This is a genomic window from Alteromonas sp. ASW11-130 (genome assembly GCF_026183735.1).
Classification (GTDB): Bacteria; Pseudomonadota; Gammaproteobacteria; order Enterobacterales; family Alteromonadaceae; genus Alteromonas.
Window position 1 is genome coordinate 177,078 of record NZ_JAPFRE010000027.1, and the last position, 15,755, is coordinate 192,832.

Sequence of the window (15,755 nt, forward strand, 5' to 3'; positions counted from 1 at the left end):
TTGCCGGATAAATTTCCCGCTACGCTCCAAATTTGCCGCAAAGCGTGGCGTTAGGCACTAAATATGAATCCCATACAGCAAGCATTGAATTACGACAAGATTGCAGAGCATTGGTGCAGCGACCGGTTCAATAGTGAAAATGGTATTTCTCAACACGAGAGAGCGCTTAACTTTGCTCCAAAAGGGGGAAAGGCTATTGATATAGGCTGTGGTAGTAGCGGTCGTATAATCGATTTGCTCTTAAAGCATGGATATGATGTTGAGGGGCTTGATCTTTCATCCGAAATGCTAAGGCTTGCCAGAATAAGGCATCCCGACCTAATATTCCATCACGCAGATATCTGCAACTGGCATCCGTTTGGTAAATATTCATTCATATCGGCATGGGATAGTATTTGGCATGTACCGCTAGAATGCCAAGCAAGCGTAATTAGTAAGCTTCTTGAGCATCTGGAGGTGAACGGGGTAATTATCTTTACCAGCGGCGCCGTCGAGGAGAAAGGTGATGGAAGCAATCTGTTTTTAGGTCAAGAGTTATATCATGCTGCGCTTGGCATACCTGCAATTTTAAAATTATTGGAAAGTAACAATTGCGTGTGTCGACACTTGGAAAATGATGACTTTCCTGACAAACATCTATACGTGGTCGCGCAAAAAAGTGCCTAACGACAAATTATGCCACCCACTGTCGCTCGTTGAGATGTAAACATGTGTGCGCGGCTTCGCCATTATCGCACACATGTCTGCGTCTCATATTTGGAAGTTATGTAAAAATAGAGTCATGAGTTATTAAAGGGGATTAGTTGATGAACAAAGCTATCAATAAATTTTGCCCTCGTTCAGGAAAGCCTGTCAGAGATGACTCGCTGACAGAATACAGAGGTTTCACTGTAGGCTTCTGCAATTCAGGTTGTCGCGATGACTTTGCAAATAACACTGAAGATTGCCAAAGTGATACAAGCTACTTTGATGTAGTTATCAAGGAAAATGAACTATAAATTAGTTCTAGATGCCGTACTAAAATACAGAAATAATGACATAATCTGCTTTTTCGAATTTATGCTAAAAAAATTTGGCGCATGTTTAGTTTATAATATAAATCGCAAAGTAAAATGCATAACAAGTTGCGTCATACTCTGCTGCTTCACGTCTTAGATATCCGTTTCGGTGCGTGGCATCTACACTATGGCCCAGGCGCAGGCGTGGTGCGCTTTGAAGTATCTCAGCAAAAAGGAATTAAAGTGGAAGTAATTAGAAGTAAAGAGTTCAAGGCAAGTAATGCATGGGGTGCAAAAGACATTGCCAATATGAACGGGATTACCACTCGTTTACATTGGACTGACAAACCCTACAAATGGCACATAAATGACGGCGAAGAAGTTTTTGCTGTTATGGATGGGGTCGTAGAAATGCTGTACAAAGAAGATAACGAAGTTAAGTCTGCAACCCTAAATTCAGGTGATATATTCTTTGCATCTGTCGGAACTGAACACATTGCTCACCCCAAGGGCGAAGCAAGAATATTGGTTATAGAACGTGCAGGCAGCGTATAACAAGCGCCAAACCCTCTCCCTGCGTTCGCTGGGACAAATGTCCACTTCCCCTAAACTGAGACAGACATAATTGGAGTTTTCTGCAATGATTAACGCAGGAGACAATAATGAAAAAATCACGATATACAGAATCTCAGAGCATGGGAGTATTAAAAGAAGTCGATGCTGGTAGGAAGGTTGAAGAAGTGTGCCGACAACAGTGAGCATAGAGATCTTTAGAATTCAGTCAGCCGCAAACGCAATCGTGCTCAGTGGCAGCATATTGCCCGTTTTTGCCGAAGCGTATATGAGCTTCATGGTCTTAACCTGTATTGTTACTTCTCCTTCGTGGCTGGCATATATATCGGCGGGGTTTGCTATGTCAATTGTTGTTCTTCTTGGCTACGCCGTATTGCTCATTCGAAAGGCACAGAAGTATCAGGCACCAAAGGTAGAGCTCTCACATTTCGCCCTATATCAAGGTGAATACGAGCATGACGCCCAACAAGGCGCACCAGAGGGACGCGGCGTCGGCAAGTCGGCCTCGCGTCCTTGAGCTTGAGGGTGAGAGGCCAGCAATATAGGGTTTTGAACCGAATTAAGAGAAACGAAAATGAATAAATTGAGGTTTGCTTTATTGGCGTTGGGAATGAGTATGACTACATTACCCGCCAAGGCGGATGATTACTCGGTAATAGCCACCGATAATATCGAGTGGGGGCTACTTAACCCTCTTAGAGGCAAGGCAAGCCCAAGAGCAGCTGATCTATGGGGGGATCGTACTAAAGGTATGGCAACAGGAATGTTGGTGACATTTAATAAAGGGTTCTCTTCGCCACCCCATACTCACAATATTACATACCGTGGTGTAGTAATCGAAGGGTTAATGCATAACGACGATCCTTCGGCAGAGAAGGTGTGGCTTCCGACAGGGTCTTTTTGGACCCAATCAGCGGGCGAAAACCATGTCACAGCTGCAAATGGAGAAAGTAACTTAATTTACCTGGAGATCGATAGCGGTCCATACCTCGTCCTTCCTTCAGAAAAGGCATTTGATAACGGAGAGCGTTCAATCAATATAGATGAGCGCAACCTGGTTTGGCTTAGTGCTAAAGACGTCAGGTGGCTCAAAAAAGGCGCTTTACACATAGCTTACCTATGGGGGCAACCTCATTTAGCGAATGGCAGCTTCGTTAAATTACCAGCGGGCTTTAAAGGTACGATTAAAAGCGGAAATGAATTGAAAGCTGTATTAGTGAGAGGCAAAGCTACGCATCAGTGGAATAGCGCTAAAACGAAAACTGTACTATCGCCAAGTAGCTTCTTTAGCTCAAAAATACAAGGTGAACATAACATTAATGCTGAGACAGAAATAGTTCTGTACATTAACTCTAACGGTAGGTTCACCGTAGAATAACCAATTGCGTCATAATACATGCTGACTAGGGATGAAAAAACCACCGCTTCGTTCTGGTTTTTCGGAACAATGGCTTACAAGAATGCATTAAAAAATGACGTCAAACGCTTGCTCGAAGTCCAATCTTCGCTAATTATAGTCGAGCTTTATCGGCATTTTTTTTGGGGCGTTATGTGGCATTAGCCTTAGAGTTTATTGCACTATTGGAAGGCGACGTTGACTTGCTGTCTTCATCAAACGCGTTTTCAGTGTATGTAATGATTGATGTCAGGCGCATTGTTTACGGCAAACACATCTAGGGCTGGGCCGGTCACCAGCGCTTAATGTGGGTCTTCTCAATTCCTTCTGCGTTGAAACGGCACTAAATACTCATCCATTAACCTTTGTCTGTCTTATCGAGAGTAGGGCACATAGTCGTTCTGTACTTCATTATTGTAAAGAGCATGCCACTTCTTCAAAAGCACCTTAAGTAGGTACATTTACCGTTATCTGAGCCGAATACACCGAAATCTATTGTGGTATTCGGCTAATCAAAAAAATTATTGGTGAAGTTCGGAGCGCATCTCCTGTTGATAATTGGTTGCTAGCTTTTCTTTTTGCGATTCATTTAACACTTTGCCCGCCACCTGGAAAAATTCACGTTCTTCATCCGCCAGATGGTGTTCCACCTTTTCCTGTAGCGTTTTTAAATGTCGCAGCCAAGCGGGTGAACTCATATCAGTTTCATCTAATTTTTCAATAAGCTCATCAATCTCATGATGTTCTGCGACGCCATGACGAGATAGCTCAATCGCACTGTCTGATTTCATAAGAGGGGAGTAAAAATATCGTTCTTCTGCAGTAGCATGAGTTTCTAACTGTTCTTTAAGTTCTAAGTAGTATTCTCTTCTGGCGGGTGTATCACCACTCGTTTCTGCCAGAATTTTCAATAATAAACGTTGTTTCTCGTGGTCCTGTCTTAGCGCTTCAAATATTTTCATGGAACTCTCCTCATCCAATTACTGTATTGAATGATGCGATTTCCATTCCACAACGCAATTTTCCTAACTTGCTGAAATTTATATTAATTTTAACTTTGTGCGTAATTAAATGCGTGGATGCTATAATTTGTGAGTCGTTTTTACACATACCCGCGCACTTTTTGCTAATGCAGGGAGGGGTTAAATCCCTTGTGACACCATTGCATCGGCTAATCTTCTAAATGCCGCTATATTTGCACCCTTTGTATAATTTATGAAATCACCTTCGTTGCCTTCTTGAACACATTGGAGATGAATGTTTTCCATGATTTCTTTCAAAGAAGCGTCCATCGACTCATAAGTTGCTTTGTGAAAAGTCGCGTTTTGAGACATTTCCAATCCGGAGAGAGCCACCCCGCCAGCATTTGATGCTTTACCTGGAACAAAGGTTATTTTAGCTTCTTTAAAGGCTTTTTGCGCAGCTTCATTACAAGGCATATTGGCTCCTTCAAGCACAAATTTACAGCCATTCTTAACTAAAGAACGGGCATCTTCACCAATCAATTCATTTTGTGTAGCGCAGGGCAGGGCTACGTCTACCGCAGCAGACCACGGCTTGGTGTCAGCCTCCCATACACCGTTAATTCGTTCATTTAGCGAGAGAAGAATATTATCAGGCTTTCCTTTGTGGTTAATCACCCAATGTAAGTCTTCTTCCGTAAATCCTTTTTCATAAAACAATGTCCCCCGGCTGTTAGATAAAGTAATCACTTTCGCGCCAAACTGAATCGCTTTAAGCGCAGCATGCAATGCCACATTTCCCGCACCAGATATGGCTATTCGCTTTCCTGATATATCGGTATTAGCCTGCTTCAATACATCGTCGAGAAAGTAAATTAAACCAAATCCCGTTGCTTCCGTTCGCACATAACTTCCACCAAACTCAATATCTTTTCCTGTTATTGCGCCTCCAAATCGGTTATTAATTTTGCGATATTCACCGTATAAATAACCTATTTCTCGGCTCCCCACATTAATATCACCCGCAGGGACATCAGTATAGGGGCCAATATGTCGTTGTAGTTCCTGCATGAAAGCCTGGCAAAATCTCATCACTTCGTAATCGCTGCGACCTTTTGGGTTAAAATCAGAACCGCCCTTTGCCCCCCCGATGGGTAATCCGGTTAACGCATTTTTAAATGATTGCTCAAACGCCAAAAATTTCAAGATTGATTCGTTGACGGTAGGGTGAAAGCGCAAGCCACCTTTGAATGGACCGATGAGACCGCAATGTTGCACTCTCCAGCCTTTGTTTATTTCAACCTCGTGGTTATCGTTTAGCCACGCGACACTGAATTGAATAATTCGTTCTGGTTCGCATAGCCGTTTAAATACTTCCCACTGTTTATATTTTTCATTTGCATTGCAGACAGGAATTACATCGTTCGCTATGTCAAAAGTTGCTTGTAGATATTCCTTCTGGTCTGGATAGCGTTGGGTGATCCATGCTTTAAACTCATCTAAATTTGATGTGTATGACATATCTACTTTCCTATGATCTTTTCGTTACCATTTAGCATCACTTTAAAATTACATTTACCGTTACTTCTATACAAAGAGCAAAGTTCAATTTATTGTAGCTGAGTATTTAATGGCCGTTCAGTAAGTATTTTCAAACTTTTTGGTAGAATTTTTATCGTAATACTCTTTGCGATAAAAATCTCACCATCTAATGCATACTCACTTTCTTGGTCAAAATGTATTTCAATTTCAGAAGCTTGCTTGTGATTAATTCTAGGTGATTCCTTCTTAGTGTCTGCATCGTTAAAAATGAGTTCAGCCAGGGACAATAGCTGTTGATCAGAGTTTATCTGTGGAGTTAACCAGGTTATATCCAGTTTTCCGTCTGTCACGTCTGGTTCGTCGCCTCCTTGTGCTAATGCGGTAGTTATAGGCGCTGCATTTGCTATAACTAAGCTTGGCGTATCTAACGTTTCAGTTTCACCATCATCGAACTTTACCTTTAAGTGCAATGTTTCATTTTTACCAATCGCATCCCAAAGACCTTTTAAATATGCCACCTGACCGCCTTCGTCTTTTTGTGAACGATCTGCGGTAGAGATCATTTTTTCCTCAAATCCTACCGCAGCCGCTAATAGCATTAACTTGTCATTACAAAGGGCAGAATCAATCTTCACTACATTGCCTTTTATAAGTGTGTTGCACGCGGTATCGATAGGATCTATCTTACTGATCACGCCGTGTAAAACCTGACTTAAGGAATTGGCTGTTCCTAAAGGAATAACCCCTAGTGTAGTGTCAGTTTTTATGCATTGACGGGCAACTTCTGAAATAGTGCCATCTCCTCCACAGGCAACGACGATGTCAGCACCGTGTTTGATAGACTTTTTAGTAATTTCAGTAGCGGATAAATCTTTCTTTGTCTCAAAGATACTCACGCGGAAATGAGGGTTGAGTTGCGATAAAATATTTTCTTTCTCCTCCTTCCACTTACCGCCACCGGCCACCGGGTTAGCCACGAGCACTAGTGAACTTAATAGTTTAAGTCGGCCACCTTGTTTAATTTGGGTTAATGATTTTAACTGCCGCTTGTTGAGACGTGCTGTACTGCGAACCGATTGAATCTTACTCATTGCATCGTTAATCGATAAGTTTTCATCGCGGGCCAGAAGATACGCGGCCAGTGTTAAAACGGACCGACCCCGCCCAAGCGCACAGTGAACAACTACTTTATTGCCATCTTTAATGTGCTGGTCGAGCCAGTTTATCGCTGTATTCAATTGTTCTGGAGTAGGGCTTGTGTGGTCTAGTACGGGTATATTCAGGTAGTCGCAATCTGCCTGGTACGCCGTCCAATCTAATCCATCGAATTCAGCTGTTACATCCAAAATAGCTGTAACCCCAAGTTCGTTAAGGGTTTCAATATCATTGTGAAATAATCGGCAAGCTAAAAAAAGATGATCATCTATTTGTTGAATAGGAGGAACTTTGTCATTTTTCCGAGCCCAACTGTTATAGGCATCAGTCCCCAATAAGAACGGAATGAATATCCATCTAATATAGAATGGGATACTTCCATCATTACGTTTGCGAAATAATGAAGGGTAGCGGAAAATGTAAGCACTGCTGACTACCGAGAGGGAAAGGGCCACCCACCACAATAGAGTGCTTAAAATGAACCACGGGGCGTACCAAGCCAGTAAAGCAGCCAACAAAGCACCCATTAGATAGTACTTCACCATTTTCACAAATTTTTCTCCTTTCTTTACATACCCTTATTACTACTGTGAACTGAACTATGTTAGTTCAGTTTCGTAGCAAGAAGCAGGTAATAGAAATAAATTATATGTAAATAATTAGCAGATAGATGAAAACAGAACCTGCCATTAATAGGCAAAGCCGGTACTTTCTCGTATTCAACATGATTTGGTTCCAAATTATTTGGATTTTGGCAGTTGTCTATCAAATGGATTACATGTATTTAGTTTTGGGCTTAATTATTCTGCATTTTTGTATAACCTCCGCAAAGGGGATTGATGGGGCAGTAATGATGGCCGGTGTGTTGTTAGGCTCGATTATCGATGGCTCTTTAACGCTATCCGAAGTTTTCGTGTTTGAGTCCGAACACACACTCGGGGTACTACCGATTTGGTTAGTGGTGTTATGGGGCGCTTTTGCGCTATCAACATATTACAGTTTGTCTGTGTTAATCAAACGCCGATCTATTCAAGTCGCTTTAGGGGCGATCGCGGGGCCAATGAGCTATGTCGCAGGTCTTCATTTTGACGCGGTTTCTTTTTCTTATTCAATTACAACTACCTCTATTATTTTAGCGGTCATTTGGGCATTTTTATTACCAACGCTGATTGAAGTGTCTCATTATTATAGACGTGTAAGTATTAGAACAGGATGACGATATATGACTAGAACTGTATTAGTAACGGGTGCTAATCGGGGAATAGGGTTTGAAACTGCAAAAGGATTTGCCGCCCATGGCTGTAAGGTACTTATGGGAGTACGCGATGAGTCGGACGGTGAAGCGGCCAGAAAGGACATCACCGGCAACGATATTCACGTTGTTGAAATAGACTTAACCAATGCCGATACAATAACCGAATGTATAGTCCGCGCTGAAGCAGTTTATGGAAATATTGATATTTTGATAAACAACGCTGGCGTAATGGTTGAATCCTCATTTGAAGAGCTGGAAGCGGCAGACTTTGAAAAGTCCCTGAAAGTACACGTCGAAGGGCCCTTGCAATTATGTCAGCTATTACTACCAGGCATGCTTGAAAGGAATTTCGGCCGCATCGTAAATGTGTCCTCGGGGTGGGGGGCTTTTACGGAAGGTATGGAGGGGCCTCCGGCGTATGCCATTAGCAAGGCAGCGTTAAATGCATTAACAATGAATCTGTCAAACATAATCGAGGCTAATCAAAACGTCAAAATTAATGCAATGTGTCCTGGTTGGGTACATACGCGTATGGGGGGGAAAGACGCGCCACGTTCGCCTGAAAAAGGTGCTGAAACGGCATTATGGCTGGGTATGCTCGACGAAGATGGTCCTACCGGTGGTTTTTTTCGCGACAAAAAGAAGATTAATTGGTAATAAAAAAAGCTTGCATAGAGCAAGCTTTTATAAAAAAATTAAACATCCCAATGCTAATGAATCGCTTCTACTACCTGAGAACTTTTCCGTTTCAACACTTCGGCGACCTTGGCTGCCGACTGATTTTTCTTCAAGTTTACCACTAACGCGTAATGGTGCGTTTTAAGTGCATGACGAACTGTTTCTATTATCTCGGTTCGGTCAGGTCTGAGGCTAAATAACCCTGCGGCAAATAGGCCCATAAAAATCCCCGGGCTAATCAAGGCGATATAGGTGAACATAGGATTCTGTTGGGTAAGTGCGGGGCCAAAATTGACTAGTAAAAAAGCAGCTAATAAGCCAACTATAAGCCCCACACCGCCAAGTAATAAATGAGAGTTCCACATAAACTTACCGATGGATCGGCTGGAGCCCTCAAGCTTTTCACTATAGTGAGTATCATTTGGATCGATAACAACAATTTGTTGGGGCGCTACTCCAGTGTCCTGATTGAGTTCGTTTGCGGACATTCTTGCTTCCTCTGCAGTATCGTAAATTGCCGCTATTTGCAGATGTTCAGAATCCAACAATGTCTCCTTCAATCTATCATGGTGTTCAGTTTTTTGGCTCATGCGTCCTCCTTTTCTCATAACGCAAGTTGCCGATTACTTAGAATTCGAAGAAAAAGATAACGGGCAACCCAGAAACCTCTACTCCCTTCTTGCATCAAACTTCATACCTTTTTAGTCTGAATTTTCTTAACTCATTAAAAGCAAAGTGCTTTTTCTTTCACTCTGCGCGTTTAATAAAGAAATTAATCTGTAGACAGGAATAAATTGCGAATAGATTTGCAATATTTTCTCAATTTTACTTCATTTTTTGCGGAACATTCTTAATTAAATGAATAGTAAACAGATTTATATCAATTTTAGTAATGAACAGTAAGCTGGTTGAAATGGACATAAAAATATGGGAGAGACCCCATTAGAAATTTTTCGCCGCAAGCGCGGCAAAGGATTTGAATATTACTATAATTCAGGGAGAAAGGTGACTGACCAAAGGATTCTGAAACGAATCAAAAAGCTTGTTATTCCGCCTGTGTGGAAGGATGTGCAGATTAGCCGTTCTCCAACTCAGCACCTACAAGCTGTGGGTTACGATCTTAAGAACCGAAAACAGTATATCTATCACGAGGACTGGCACAAAGCTCGACAGGAGGAGAAATTCGCCAAGTTAAGCGAATTTGGAATTAGGTTACCTGAATTTAGAAAATTCTGTTGGAGCAATGTGAATGAAAAAAAGTGGACGATAGATAAAACCTTGTCCCTGGTCGCATTGTTACTTGACCATACCGGGCTTAGAGCAGGTAACCGTCAATATACCACGCAAAATAATACGTATGGATTAACCACATTGCGGCGAAAACATGTTAGCGAAACTGACGGCACGGTAAGATTAAACTTTATAGGAAAACATAATAAGGACAGGAATGTCGAAATCGAAAATCCCCTATTGGCTGAGCTTGTATCTCAAAGCGCAGAACAAAGGGGATACGCCTTATTTAGGTTCAAAGATGAGGCTGGAGAATGGGCTGATGTTGATAGTGATGACGTTAACCACTTTATCCATACTCACTTAGGAAGCGACTACTCCTGTAAAGATTTTAGAACGTGGGCTGCATGTCGATATGGGGTATTTAGTCTGCCATCAGTTAAAGAATTAGTCAGTCAAAGTCCGCGACGGAAATGGTCTACTACCTTAACCAAAGAGGTCGCGTCTATGTTAGGTAATACCCCAGCAGTATGTCAGCAATATTACCTTCACCCGAAATTATATGAGTTGATAGAAAGCCGAACTGAGCGGGAAAATACCATCCAGCAAGTACTAGGTTACGCTCCCGAAAAGATCATGCATGACAAGGCATTATCAGCTACAGAAAGGCTTCTTGGTCAAATTATTGCAATTCAGTGAAACAGCGACTGATTTTATTCATTAATCATTGTTTTCATACTTTACACCTTACAATCGAATGGTTTATTCAACGGAATGACATTGCTTTCGAAATTATGAGTTTATTATAACTTATTGAAATTGATGGTTTAAACGTTAAAAGTCACACTTCAGAAAACCTCATGTAGTGCACGTTGCATAGTATCGACAAACACTATGAAAATAGAAGTCGGCGTGGATAGCAATTTGCATTCTACCTCAATCTATGAATATAATTAGTGTTCGAATTAATGGTGTTCGATGTAAATTTACATTGAACATGCTGTTTTGGAAACGAATTGAGGTAATTCTTCTTTTATGCAAATAGAAAGCTACATCTCCCTAGCAATATATTTTCTAGCGATGTTGGGTATTGGCTTATTCGCATATCGACAATCAACAAGCGACATTTCAGGTTATATACTTGGAGGCCGTAAAGTGAGTCCTCAAGTGACCGCGCTTTCTGCAGGAGCATCCGACATGAGTGGGTGGATGCTAATGGGGCTACCGGGCGCTATGTTTGTTGCAGGGTTTGACGCAGTGTTTATTGCGATAGGACTTATTTCCGGCGCATTAATTAATTATTTGGTGGTAGCACCAAAATTGCGGGTTTATACAGAAGTAGCCGATGATTCGCTCACTGTACCAGAATTTTTCGCCAAACGTTTCGGCCAGGCAAATGCTAGTGTAAGAATGGTGTCGGCGGCGATTATCGTTTTGTTTTTTACGCTGTATACGTCAGCAGGGCTGGTGGCGGGTGGCAAGTTGTTTGAAAGCGCGTTTTCTTTAGATTACCAACTAGGACTTTTCATCACGATCGGTGTAGTTGTGTCCTATACTTTACTGGGTGGGTTTCTTGCAGTCAGTCTTACCGATTTCGTTCAGGGCTGTATTATGTTCGTAGCGCTGGTATTAGTGCCTATTGTTGCTTTTACTCAATTTAACAATGTTGGACAAATGAATGCCGCAGCCTTTGAGTCAATCCCTGAGCTAGGTGAGACATGGGAGTCGTTAACCTTCGTTAGCTTGCTATCGAGTCTGGCGTGGGGGCTCGGATATTTTGGGCAACCACACATTATTGTACGTTTTATGGCAATACGATCGGTTAATGCAGTCTCTACTGCCAGAAACATTGGAATGTCATGGATGGTCGTTACCATTGTAGGAGCGCTTGCTACTGGCTTTGTGGGAGTTGCCTATGCTAACCAATTTAATTTGCAGGTGGCGGATCCTGAAACCATTTTTATTATATTTTCGCAAATATTGTTTCATCCGTTAATTAGCGGCTTTTTGATGGCTGCAATATTGGCAGCCATTATGAGTACTATTTCATCGCAGTTATTGGTTTCGGCGAGTTCTCTTACAGAAGATATCTTAAAAGTTGTTTCTACTAAGCCAGTTAGCGCAAAAACGACAGTGAGCTTAGGTCGAATCGGCGTAGCCGGTGTAGCAATTGCTGCGCTTTTACTCGCGTTAGATCAGTCAAACAGCATTTTGTCGTTAGTGAGTAATGCGTGGGCTGGTTTTGGGGCCGCATTTGGTCCATTAGTACTCTTTTGTTTGTATAAAAGAGATTTAACGCATAAGGCAGCGTTAGCAGGCATCATTTCCGGTGCTGTAACCGTTTTGGTATGGATTTATCTGCCGCTTTTACCAGATGGAGAAACGTTGAGTAGCGTTATGTATGAAATCGTACCTGGGTTTCTCGTGAGTTCACTTACGCTGTGGGGCGTGTCAAAGCTTGACAGCGAACCAGGCCAAGAAACGATGCAAATGTTTTCTAAGGCTACCCAGGAATTGGCAGATCAGAAAAGTTAATAGTAAGGTGAGTTAGATACATGAGTCATAATTGGAAACGAGTTGTAGTCAAAGTTGGGAGTGCTTTAATCTCTCCTAACCAAATAGGCTGTAGCAGTCACTACTTATTAAGTATTGCCCAGTTTATCGTTAAATGCCGGGCTATGGGAACTCAGGTTGTGCTTGTGTCATCAGGCTCTGTGGCTGCGGGTGCCCATCAGTTCAGTGATCATGAAAAAACAGAAATCGCGGTTAAGAAAGCGATGGCGGCAGCGGGACAGACGGAAATGATTGCTACATGGGACAGGCTGTTTGATTTCCCGTCAGCGCAAATTTTGTTGACCCATGCTGATTTGCGTGACAGAGAACGCTATATCAGCATTCGTGAAACTATTTTCAGCCTGTTGGAGCACGAAATTTTGCCCATCATTAATGAAAATGACACAGTCACAACGGATAAACTTAAAGTAGGCGACAACGATAATTTATCGGCAATGGTTGCCGCTGCGGCAGATGCTGACGCATTGATCATCTGCTCTGACGTAGATGGTTTGTATGACAAAAATCCAAACGAGCATGATGATGCGCAGTTATTGTCGTGGGTGGATAATATTGACCAAAGTATTTATGACATGGCAGGTGGGGCCGTAGAGGGCGGTGTAGGTACCGGTGGCATGCGGACTAAAATCGAAGCGGCTGAAAAAGCAGTATCTCATGGTATTGATACTTTCATTGTTAATGGATTTACTGAAGCAACCTTTAATCAGTTGTTGGATGGCAAGAATCCCGGTACGCATTTTCAGGCTCACGATAAGCCTATGAAAGAAAATATCCACTGGATGCGTCATACATCCAACGCACAGGGTGAAGTCATTGTAGAAAGTGATTTCGCAGCATCATTGGAAAATGAAGCTGAGCAGTTAACCAGTAGTGAGATTATCGATGTAAAAGGCGAGTTTTCGGTAGGAGATACCATTCTCGTCAGAAAAGACGATGGTACCAAACTGGTCAAAGCGCGCTCGAATTACAGTAGTTGTTTGCTTAATTTTATAGCAAAACAAGACAATGAAGATTTTGCGCAAGAATTTGAGAAGAAAACTGGCCCAATCATTTCTAATAAGCATATAGCAAATCTGGAGAAAGAATGAGTTTAATTACACAACTAGCGCAAGAAGCCAAGTCAGCGGCTTATGAGCTGGCTGTTTTAGAAGAAAGTAAAAAAAATCAGGTTTTGCAGGATATGGCTGATGCTATTCGTGCAAATAAACAAAAAATCATTGAAGTAAACCAAAAGGAAGTAGCACGCGCTAAGGAAAATAACCTTGAAGCGTCTATGGTTGATAGGTTGATCTTAAATGAAGCGCGTATAGAAGATATGGCAGTGGGGATTGAGACCATTGTTGAACTACCTGATCCAGTGGGCGCCACACGGGATTTTGGCAAGCGTCCTAACGGCTTGGATATAAAAAAAATGCGTATTCCACTCGGGGTTGTATGCATGATCTACGAAGCGCGACCGAATGTGACCGCTGACGCCGGGGCCTTGTGTTTCAAATCGGGTAACGCAGTTATCTTACGCGGTGGTAAAGAAGCGTTGGATTCAAGTCTCGCTATTGCAGGCTTGATGCAGGAGGTGTTAGAAAAGCATAACTTACCCAAAGCGTTAATCACTGTGGTTCCAAACCCGGATCGTGCCTTAATGCAAGAGTTAATGAATCAACGAGAGTATATTGATGTCATTATTCCACGTGGTGGAGAAGGGCTGATCAATTACGTTACGGATAACGCTAAAGTTCCAGTGATTCAACATTTTAAGGGTGTATGTCATCTTTATGTGGATAAAGAAGCAGATTTAGATAAAGCAATGAATTTGCTGTTAAACGGTAAGACTCAGCGCACAGGCGTTTGTAATGCGTTAGAAGGGTTGCTGGTACACGAAGCGATAGCGAGTGATTTTCTTCCCAAAGTTGCAGAAGCATTGTCTGAACACAATGTTAAACTGCACGTTGACGAGAGAACGAGTAAATGGTTTCCTGATGCCGATATCATTGAAGAAAGTGGTTACGGTGAAGAGTATCTTGATTTAGAGATTGCTATCCGTGTTGTCGATGATATTGACCACGCGCTAAAACATATTGCACGTTTTGGAAGTAATCACACCGAAGTAATATGTACTGAAGATCAGGCAGCTGCCACGCGCTTCCAACGCACGGTTGACGCATCGGTCGTCATGGTGAATGCTTCTTCGCGTTTTTCAGATGGAAGCCAGTTAGGTTTAGGGGCTGAAATTGGTATTGCAACTACTAAGCTACATGCTTATGGTCCGATGGGCTTAGAATCGCTTACCACTGAGAAATACCTGGTTAATGGTGAAGGTCAAATCAGATCATAGCTGGTCTGTATTGTATCAATACTTTACCTTCGTCATAATAGAAAACACCGGCATGATTTTCCGGTGTTTTTTTGTTTGTTAGTCAAGAGGAACTCGTGAGTGGTAGAAATTAACGCAGTATGGAATGAAGTGGTAGCAGTTTTAATTGCAAATAAATTGCTTGCCTCTGCGTTATTAATAATTTGTTTTCTTTTAGTTAAACGCTTAATCCTCAAAATTATCAAACGACGAAGCAGCCGCAAGGGCGAGGATAGAAGGCATCAAATAACGATTCTTGCCCAACTGGGCAATGCGTTGCTCATCGTCCTTATTATGATGGTGTGGGCGTCGGAAATTCAGTCTCTGGCCATATCAATTGCTGCGTTTATGGTAGCGATTGTACTAGCGACCCGGGAATTTATTCAGTGCTTCATGGGGTTTATCTATTATCTCGGCGCGCGGCCGTTTAGGGTGGGTGATTGGATTCAAATGAACCACAACCTGGGCGAGGTGGTGGAGATGGACTGGGCCAAAACAGCCCTTTTGGAAGTTGACCCTGAATCTTTTTCATATACGGGTAAGCATATCTACGTACCCAATAGTCAGTTAGTTACGCAAACGGTAAGAAATCTTAACTTCTTACGTAGATATACTATGCATACATTTTCACTGACAAATGAGCCAACAGTAAACGCATATAAACTTCTGCCGGCGTTTATTGCCAGAGCTCAATCTCACTGTGAGTATTTTCGCGATGTAGCCGAGCGTTACAAAGGATTAATTGAACGAAATCTAGATGTGGAATTTATTTCTATTGATCCTGACGTTATGGTGGAAACGAATGAATACGCAAAATTGATCGTTACAGTCTCGCTGTTCTGCCCTACCGACCAGGCTTATTCACTACAACAGAAAATAAGTGCAGATTGGATGAGTCTTTGGTTTAAAGAGTTACAAGAGCAAGACGATAAGTGGATGCTTCCTGGACAGGAACCATCTTAATAGAAGTGGTAATCCGAGAGAAATGAGAACACGCAAACGCGTTTATCTATCTGCATCTGGATTTCACAATGGTATTAGT

The 15,755-nt window shown here is 42.1% G+C and carries 17 protein-coding genes and 1 pseudogene; 14 read left to right on the plus strand and 4 right to left on the minus strand.

What is annotated here, in order from left to right; translation table 11 throughout:
* Window positions 1-63 precede the first annotated feature (63 nt).
* The 7 genes and pseudogenes from OPS28_RS09955 (at window position 64) to OPS28_RS09985 (ending at window position 3,248) form a co-directional block, all read left to right on the plus strand.
* On the plus strand, window positions 64-666 hold the full coding sequence (locus OPS28_RS09955) for a class I SAM-dependent methyltransferase (RefSeq protein WP_265609301.1): 603 nt from the start codon (window positions 64-66) through the stop codon (window positions 664-666).
* Between the two features lie 140 nt (window positions 667-806).
* Complete coding sequence (locus OPS28_RS09960; RefSeq protein ID WP_265609302.1) at window positions 807-998, plus strand: YHS domain-containing protein; 192 nt, start codon at window positions 807-809, stop codon at window positions 996-998.
* Window positions 999-1,241: 243 nt separating this feature from the next.
* Window positions 1,242-1,553 carry a cupin gene (locus tag OPS28_RS09965; RefSeq protein ID WP_265609642.1) on the plus strand — a complete coding sequence of 104 codons (312 nt, stop codon included), beginning with the start codon at window positions 1,242-1,244 and terminating at the stop codon, window positions 1,551-1,553.
* Window positions 1,554-1,660: 107 nt separating this feature from the next.
* Window positions 1,661-1,750 (plus strand): annotated as a pseudogene (locus tag OPS28_RS09970) (transposase); the annotation flags it as partial.
* Between the two features lie 2 nt (window positions 1,751-1,752).
* The gene (locus tag OPS28_RS09975) at window positions 1,753-2,088 is read left to right on the plus strand and encodes a hypothetical protein (protein WP_265609303.1); all 336 of its coding nucleotides are present in this window, start codon (window positions 1,753-1,755) and stop codon (window positions 2,086-2,088) included.
* Window positions 2,089-2,145: 57 nt separating this feature from the next.
* Window positions 2,146-2,949, plus strand: a complete 804-nt coding sequence (locus OPS28_RS09980) for a DUF4437 domain-containing protein (RefSeq protein ID WP_265609304.1) — start codon at window positions 2,146-2,148, stop codon at window positions 2,947-2,949.
* Between the two features lie 173 nt (window positions 2,950-3,122).
* Window positions 3,123-3,248, plus strand: a complete 126-nt coding sequence (locus OPS28_RS09985; RefSeq protein ID WP_265609305.1) for a hypothetical protein — start codon at window positions 3,123-3,125, stop codon at window positions 3,246-3,248.
* Between the two features lie 240 nt (window positions 3,249-3,488).
* Here the strand turns inward: OPS28_RS09985 and OPS28_RS09990 are convergent, their stop codons facing one another.
* From OPS28_RS09990 to OPS28_RS10000, 3 genes are all read right to left on the minus strand, one after another.
* Entirely contained in the window at window positions 3,489-3,929 is a 441-nt protein-coding gene (locus OPS28_RS09990) for a hemerythrin domain-containing protein (protein WP_265609306.1), read from the minus strand.
* Between the two features lie 180 nt (window positions 3,930-4,109).
* Entirely contained in the window at window positions 4,110-5,450 is a 1,341-nt protein-coding gene (gene gdhA / locus OPS28_RS09995; RefSeq protein WP_265609307.1) for an NADP-specific glutamate dehydrogenase, read from the minus strand.
* Between the two features lie 89 nt (window positions 5,451-5,539).
* Entirely contained in the window at window positions 5,540-7,177 is a 1,638-nt protein-coding gene (locus tag OPS28_RS10000) for a diacylglycerol kinase family protein (protein ID WP_265609308.1), read from the minus strand.
* Window positions 7,178-7,296: 119 nt separating this feature from the next.
* Between OPS28_RS10000 and OPS28_RS10005 the strand changes: the two genes are divergently transcribed.
* Window positions 7,297-7,842: a DUF2878 domain-containing protein gene (locus OPS28_RS10005; RefSeq protein ID WP_265609309.1), complete on the plus strand. Its 546-nt coding sequence runs from the start codon at window positions 7,297-7,299 to the stop codon at window positions 7,840-7,842.
* A gap of 6 nt (window positions 7,843-7,848) precedes the next feature.
* A complete protein-coding gene (locus tag OPS28_RS10010; protein ID WP_265609310.1) occupies window positions 7,849-8,538 on the plus strand; it encodes an SDR family NAD(P)-dependent oxidoreductase in 690 nt (229 codons plus the stop codon).
* Window positions 8,539-8,591: 53 nt separating this feature from the next.
* On the opposite strand, the gene OPS28_RS10015 is transcribed toward OPS28_RS10010, so the two are convergent.
* Window positions 8,592-9,149, minus strand: coding sequence for a hypothetical protein (locus tag OPS28_RS10015; RefSeq protein ID WP_265609311.1), 558 nt, complete (start codon window positions 9,147-9,149; stop codon window positions 8,592-8,594).
* Window positions 9,150-9,486: 337 nt separating this feature from the next.
* On the opposite strand from OPS28_RS10015, the gene OPS28_RS10020 reads away from it, so the two are divergent.
* From OPS28_RS10020 to OPS28_RS10040, 5 genes are all read left to right on the plus strand, one after another.
* Window positions 9,487-10,488 (plus strand): DNA topoisomerase IB, encoded by a 1,002-nt coding sequence (locus tag OPS28_RS10020; RefSeq protein ID WP_269468646.1) that lies wholly within the window; start codon window positions 9,487-9,489, stop codon window positions 10,486-10,488.
* 336 nt (window positions 10,489-10,824) lie between these two features.
* The gene (putP, locus tag OPS28_RS10025) at window positions 10,825-12,324 is read left to right on the plus strand and encodes a sodium/proline symporter PutP (protein WP_265609313.1); all 1,500 of its coding nucleotides are present in this window, start codon (window positions 10,825-10,827) and stop codon (window positions 12,322-12,324) included.
* 20 nt (window positions 12,325-12,344) lie between these two features.
* Window positions 12,345-13,451, plus strand: a complete 1,107-nt coding sequence (proB, locus tag OPS28_RS10030) for a glutamate 5-kinase (RefSeq protein ID WP_265609314.1) — start codon at window positions 12,345-12,347, stop codon at window positions 13,449-13,451.
* On the plus strand, window positions 13,448-14,695 hold the full coding sequence (locus tag OPS28_RS10035) for a glutamate-5-semialdehyde dehydrogenase (RefSeq protein WP_265609315.1): 1,248 nt from the start codon (window positions 13,448-13,450) through the stop codon (window positions 14,693-14,695). The genes proB and OPS28_RS10035 overlap by 4 nt, the downstream gene beginning before the upstream one ends.
* A gap of 99 nt (window positions 14,696-14,794) precedes the next feature.
* The gene (locus tag OPS28_RS10040) at window positions 14,795-15,676 is read left to right on the plus strand and encodes a mechanosensitive ion channel family protein (RefSeq protein WP_265609316.1); all 882 of its coding nucleotides are present in this window, start codon (window positions 14,795-14,797) and stop codon (window positions 15,674-15,676) included.
* Window positions 15,677-15,755 lie beyond the last annotated feature (79 nt).

Bases quoted from the DNA above. Each gene is read 5' to 3' on its own strand.
- OPS28_RS10005 (WP_265609309.1), top strand. From the start codon at position 7,297: ATGAAAACAGAACCTGCCATTAATAGGCAAAGCCGGTACTTTCTCGTA.
- OPS28_RS09960 (WP_265609302.1), top strand. From the start codon at position 807: ATGAACAAAGCTATCAATAAATTTTGCCCTCGTTCAGGAAAGCCTGTC.
- OPS28_RS10010 (WP_265609310.1), top strand. From the start codon at position 7,849: ATGACTAGAACTGTATTAGTAACGGGTGCTAATCGGGGAATAGGGTTT.
- putP (WP_265609313.1), top strand. From the start codon at position 10,825: ATGCAAATAGAAAGCTACATCTCCCTAGCAATATATTTTCTAGCGATG.
- OPS28_RS09955 (WP_265609301.1), top strand. From the start codon at position 64: ATGAATCCCATACAGCAAGCATTGAATTACGACAAGATTGCAGAGCAT.
- OPS28_RS09980 (WP_265609304.1), top strand. From the start codon at position 2,146: ATGAATAAATTGAGGTTTGCTTTATTGGCGTTGGGAATGAGTATGACT.
- OPS28_RS10020 (WP_269468646.1), top strand. From the start codon at position 9,487: ATGGGAGAGACCCCATTAGAAATTTTTCGCCGCAAGCGCGGCAAAGGA.
- OPS28_RS10035 (WP_265609315.1), top strand. From the start codon at position 13,448: ATGAGTTTAATTACACAACTAGCGCAAGAAGCCAAGTCAGCGGCTTAT.
- OPS28_RS09990 (WP_265609306.1), bottom strand. From the start codon at position 3,929: ATGAAAATATTTGAAGCGCTAAGACAGGACCACGAGAAACAACGTTTA.
- gdhA (WP_265609307.1), bottom strand. From the start codon at position 5,450: ATGTCATACACATCAAATTTAGATGAGTTTAAAGCATGGATCACCCAA.
- proB (WP_265609314.1), top strand. From the start codon at position 12,345: ATGAGTCATAATTGGAAACGAGTTGTAGTCAAAGTTGGGAGTGCTTTA.
- OPS28_RS10015 (WP_265609311.1), bottom strand. From the start codon at position 9,149: ATGAGCCAAAAAACTGAACACCATGATAGATTGAAGGAGACATTGTTG.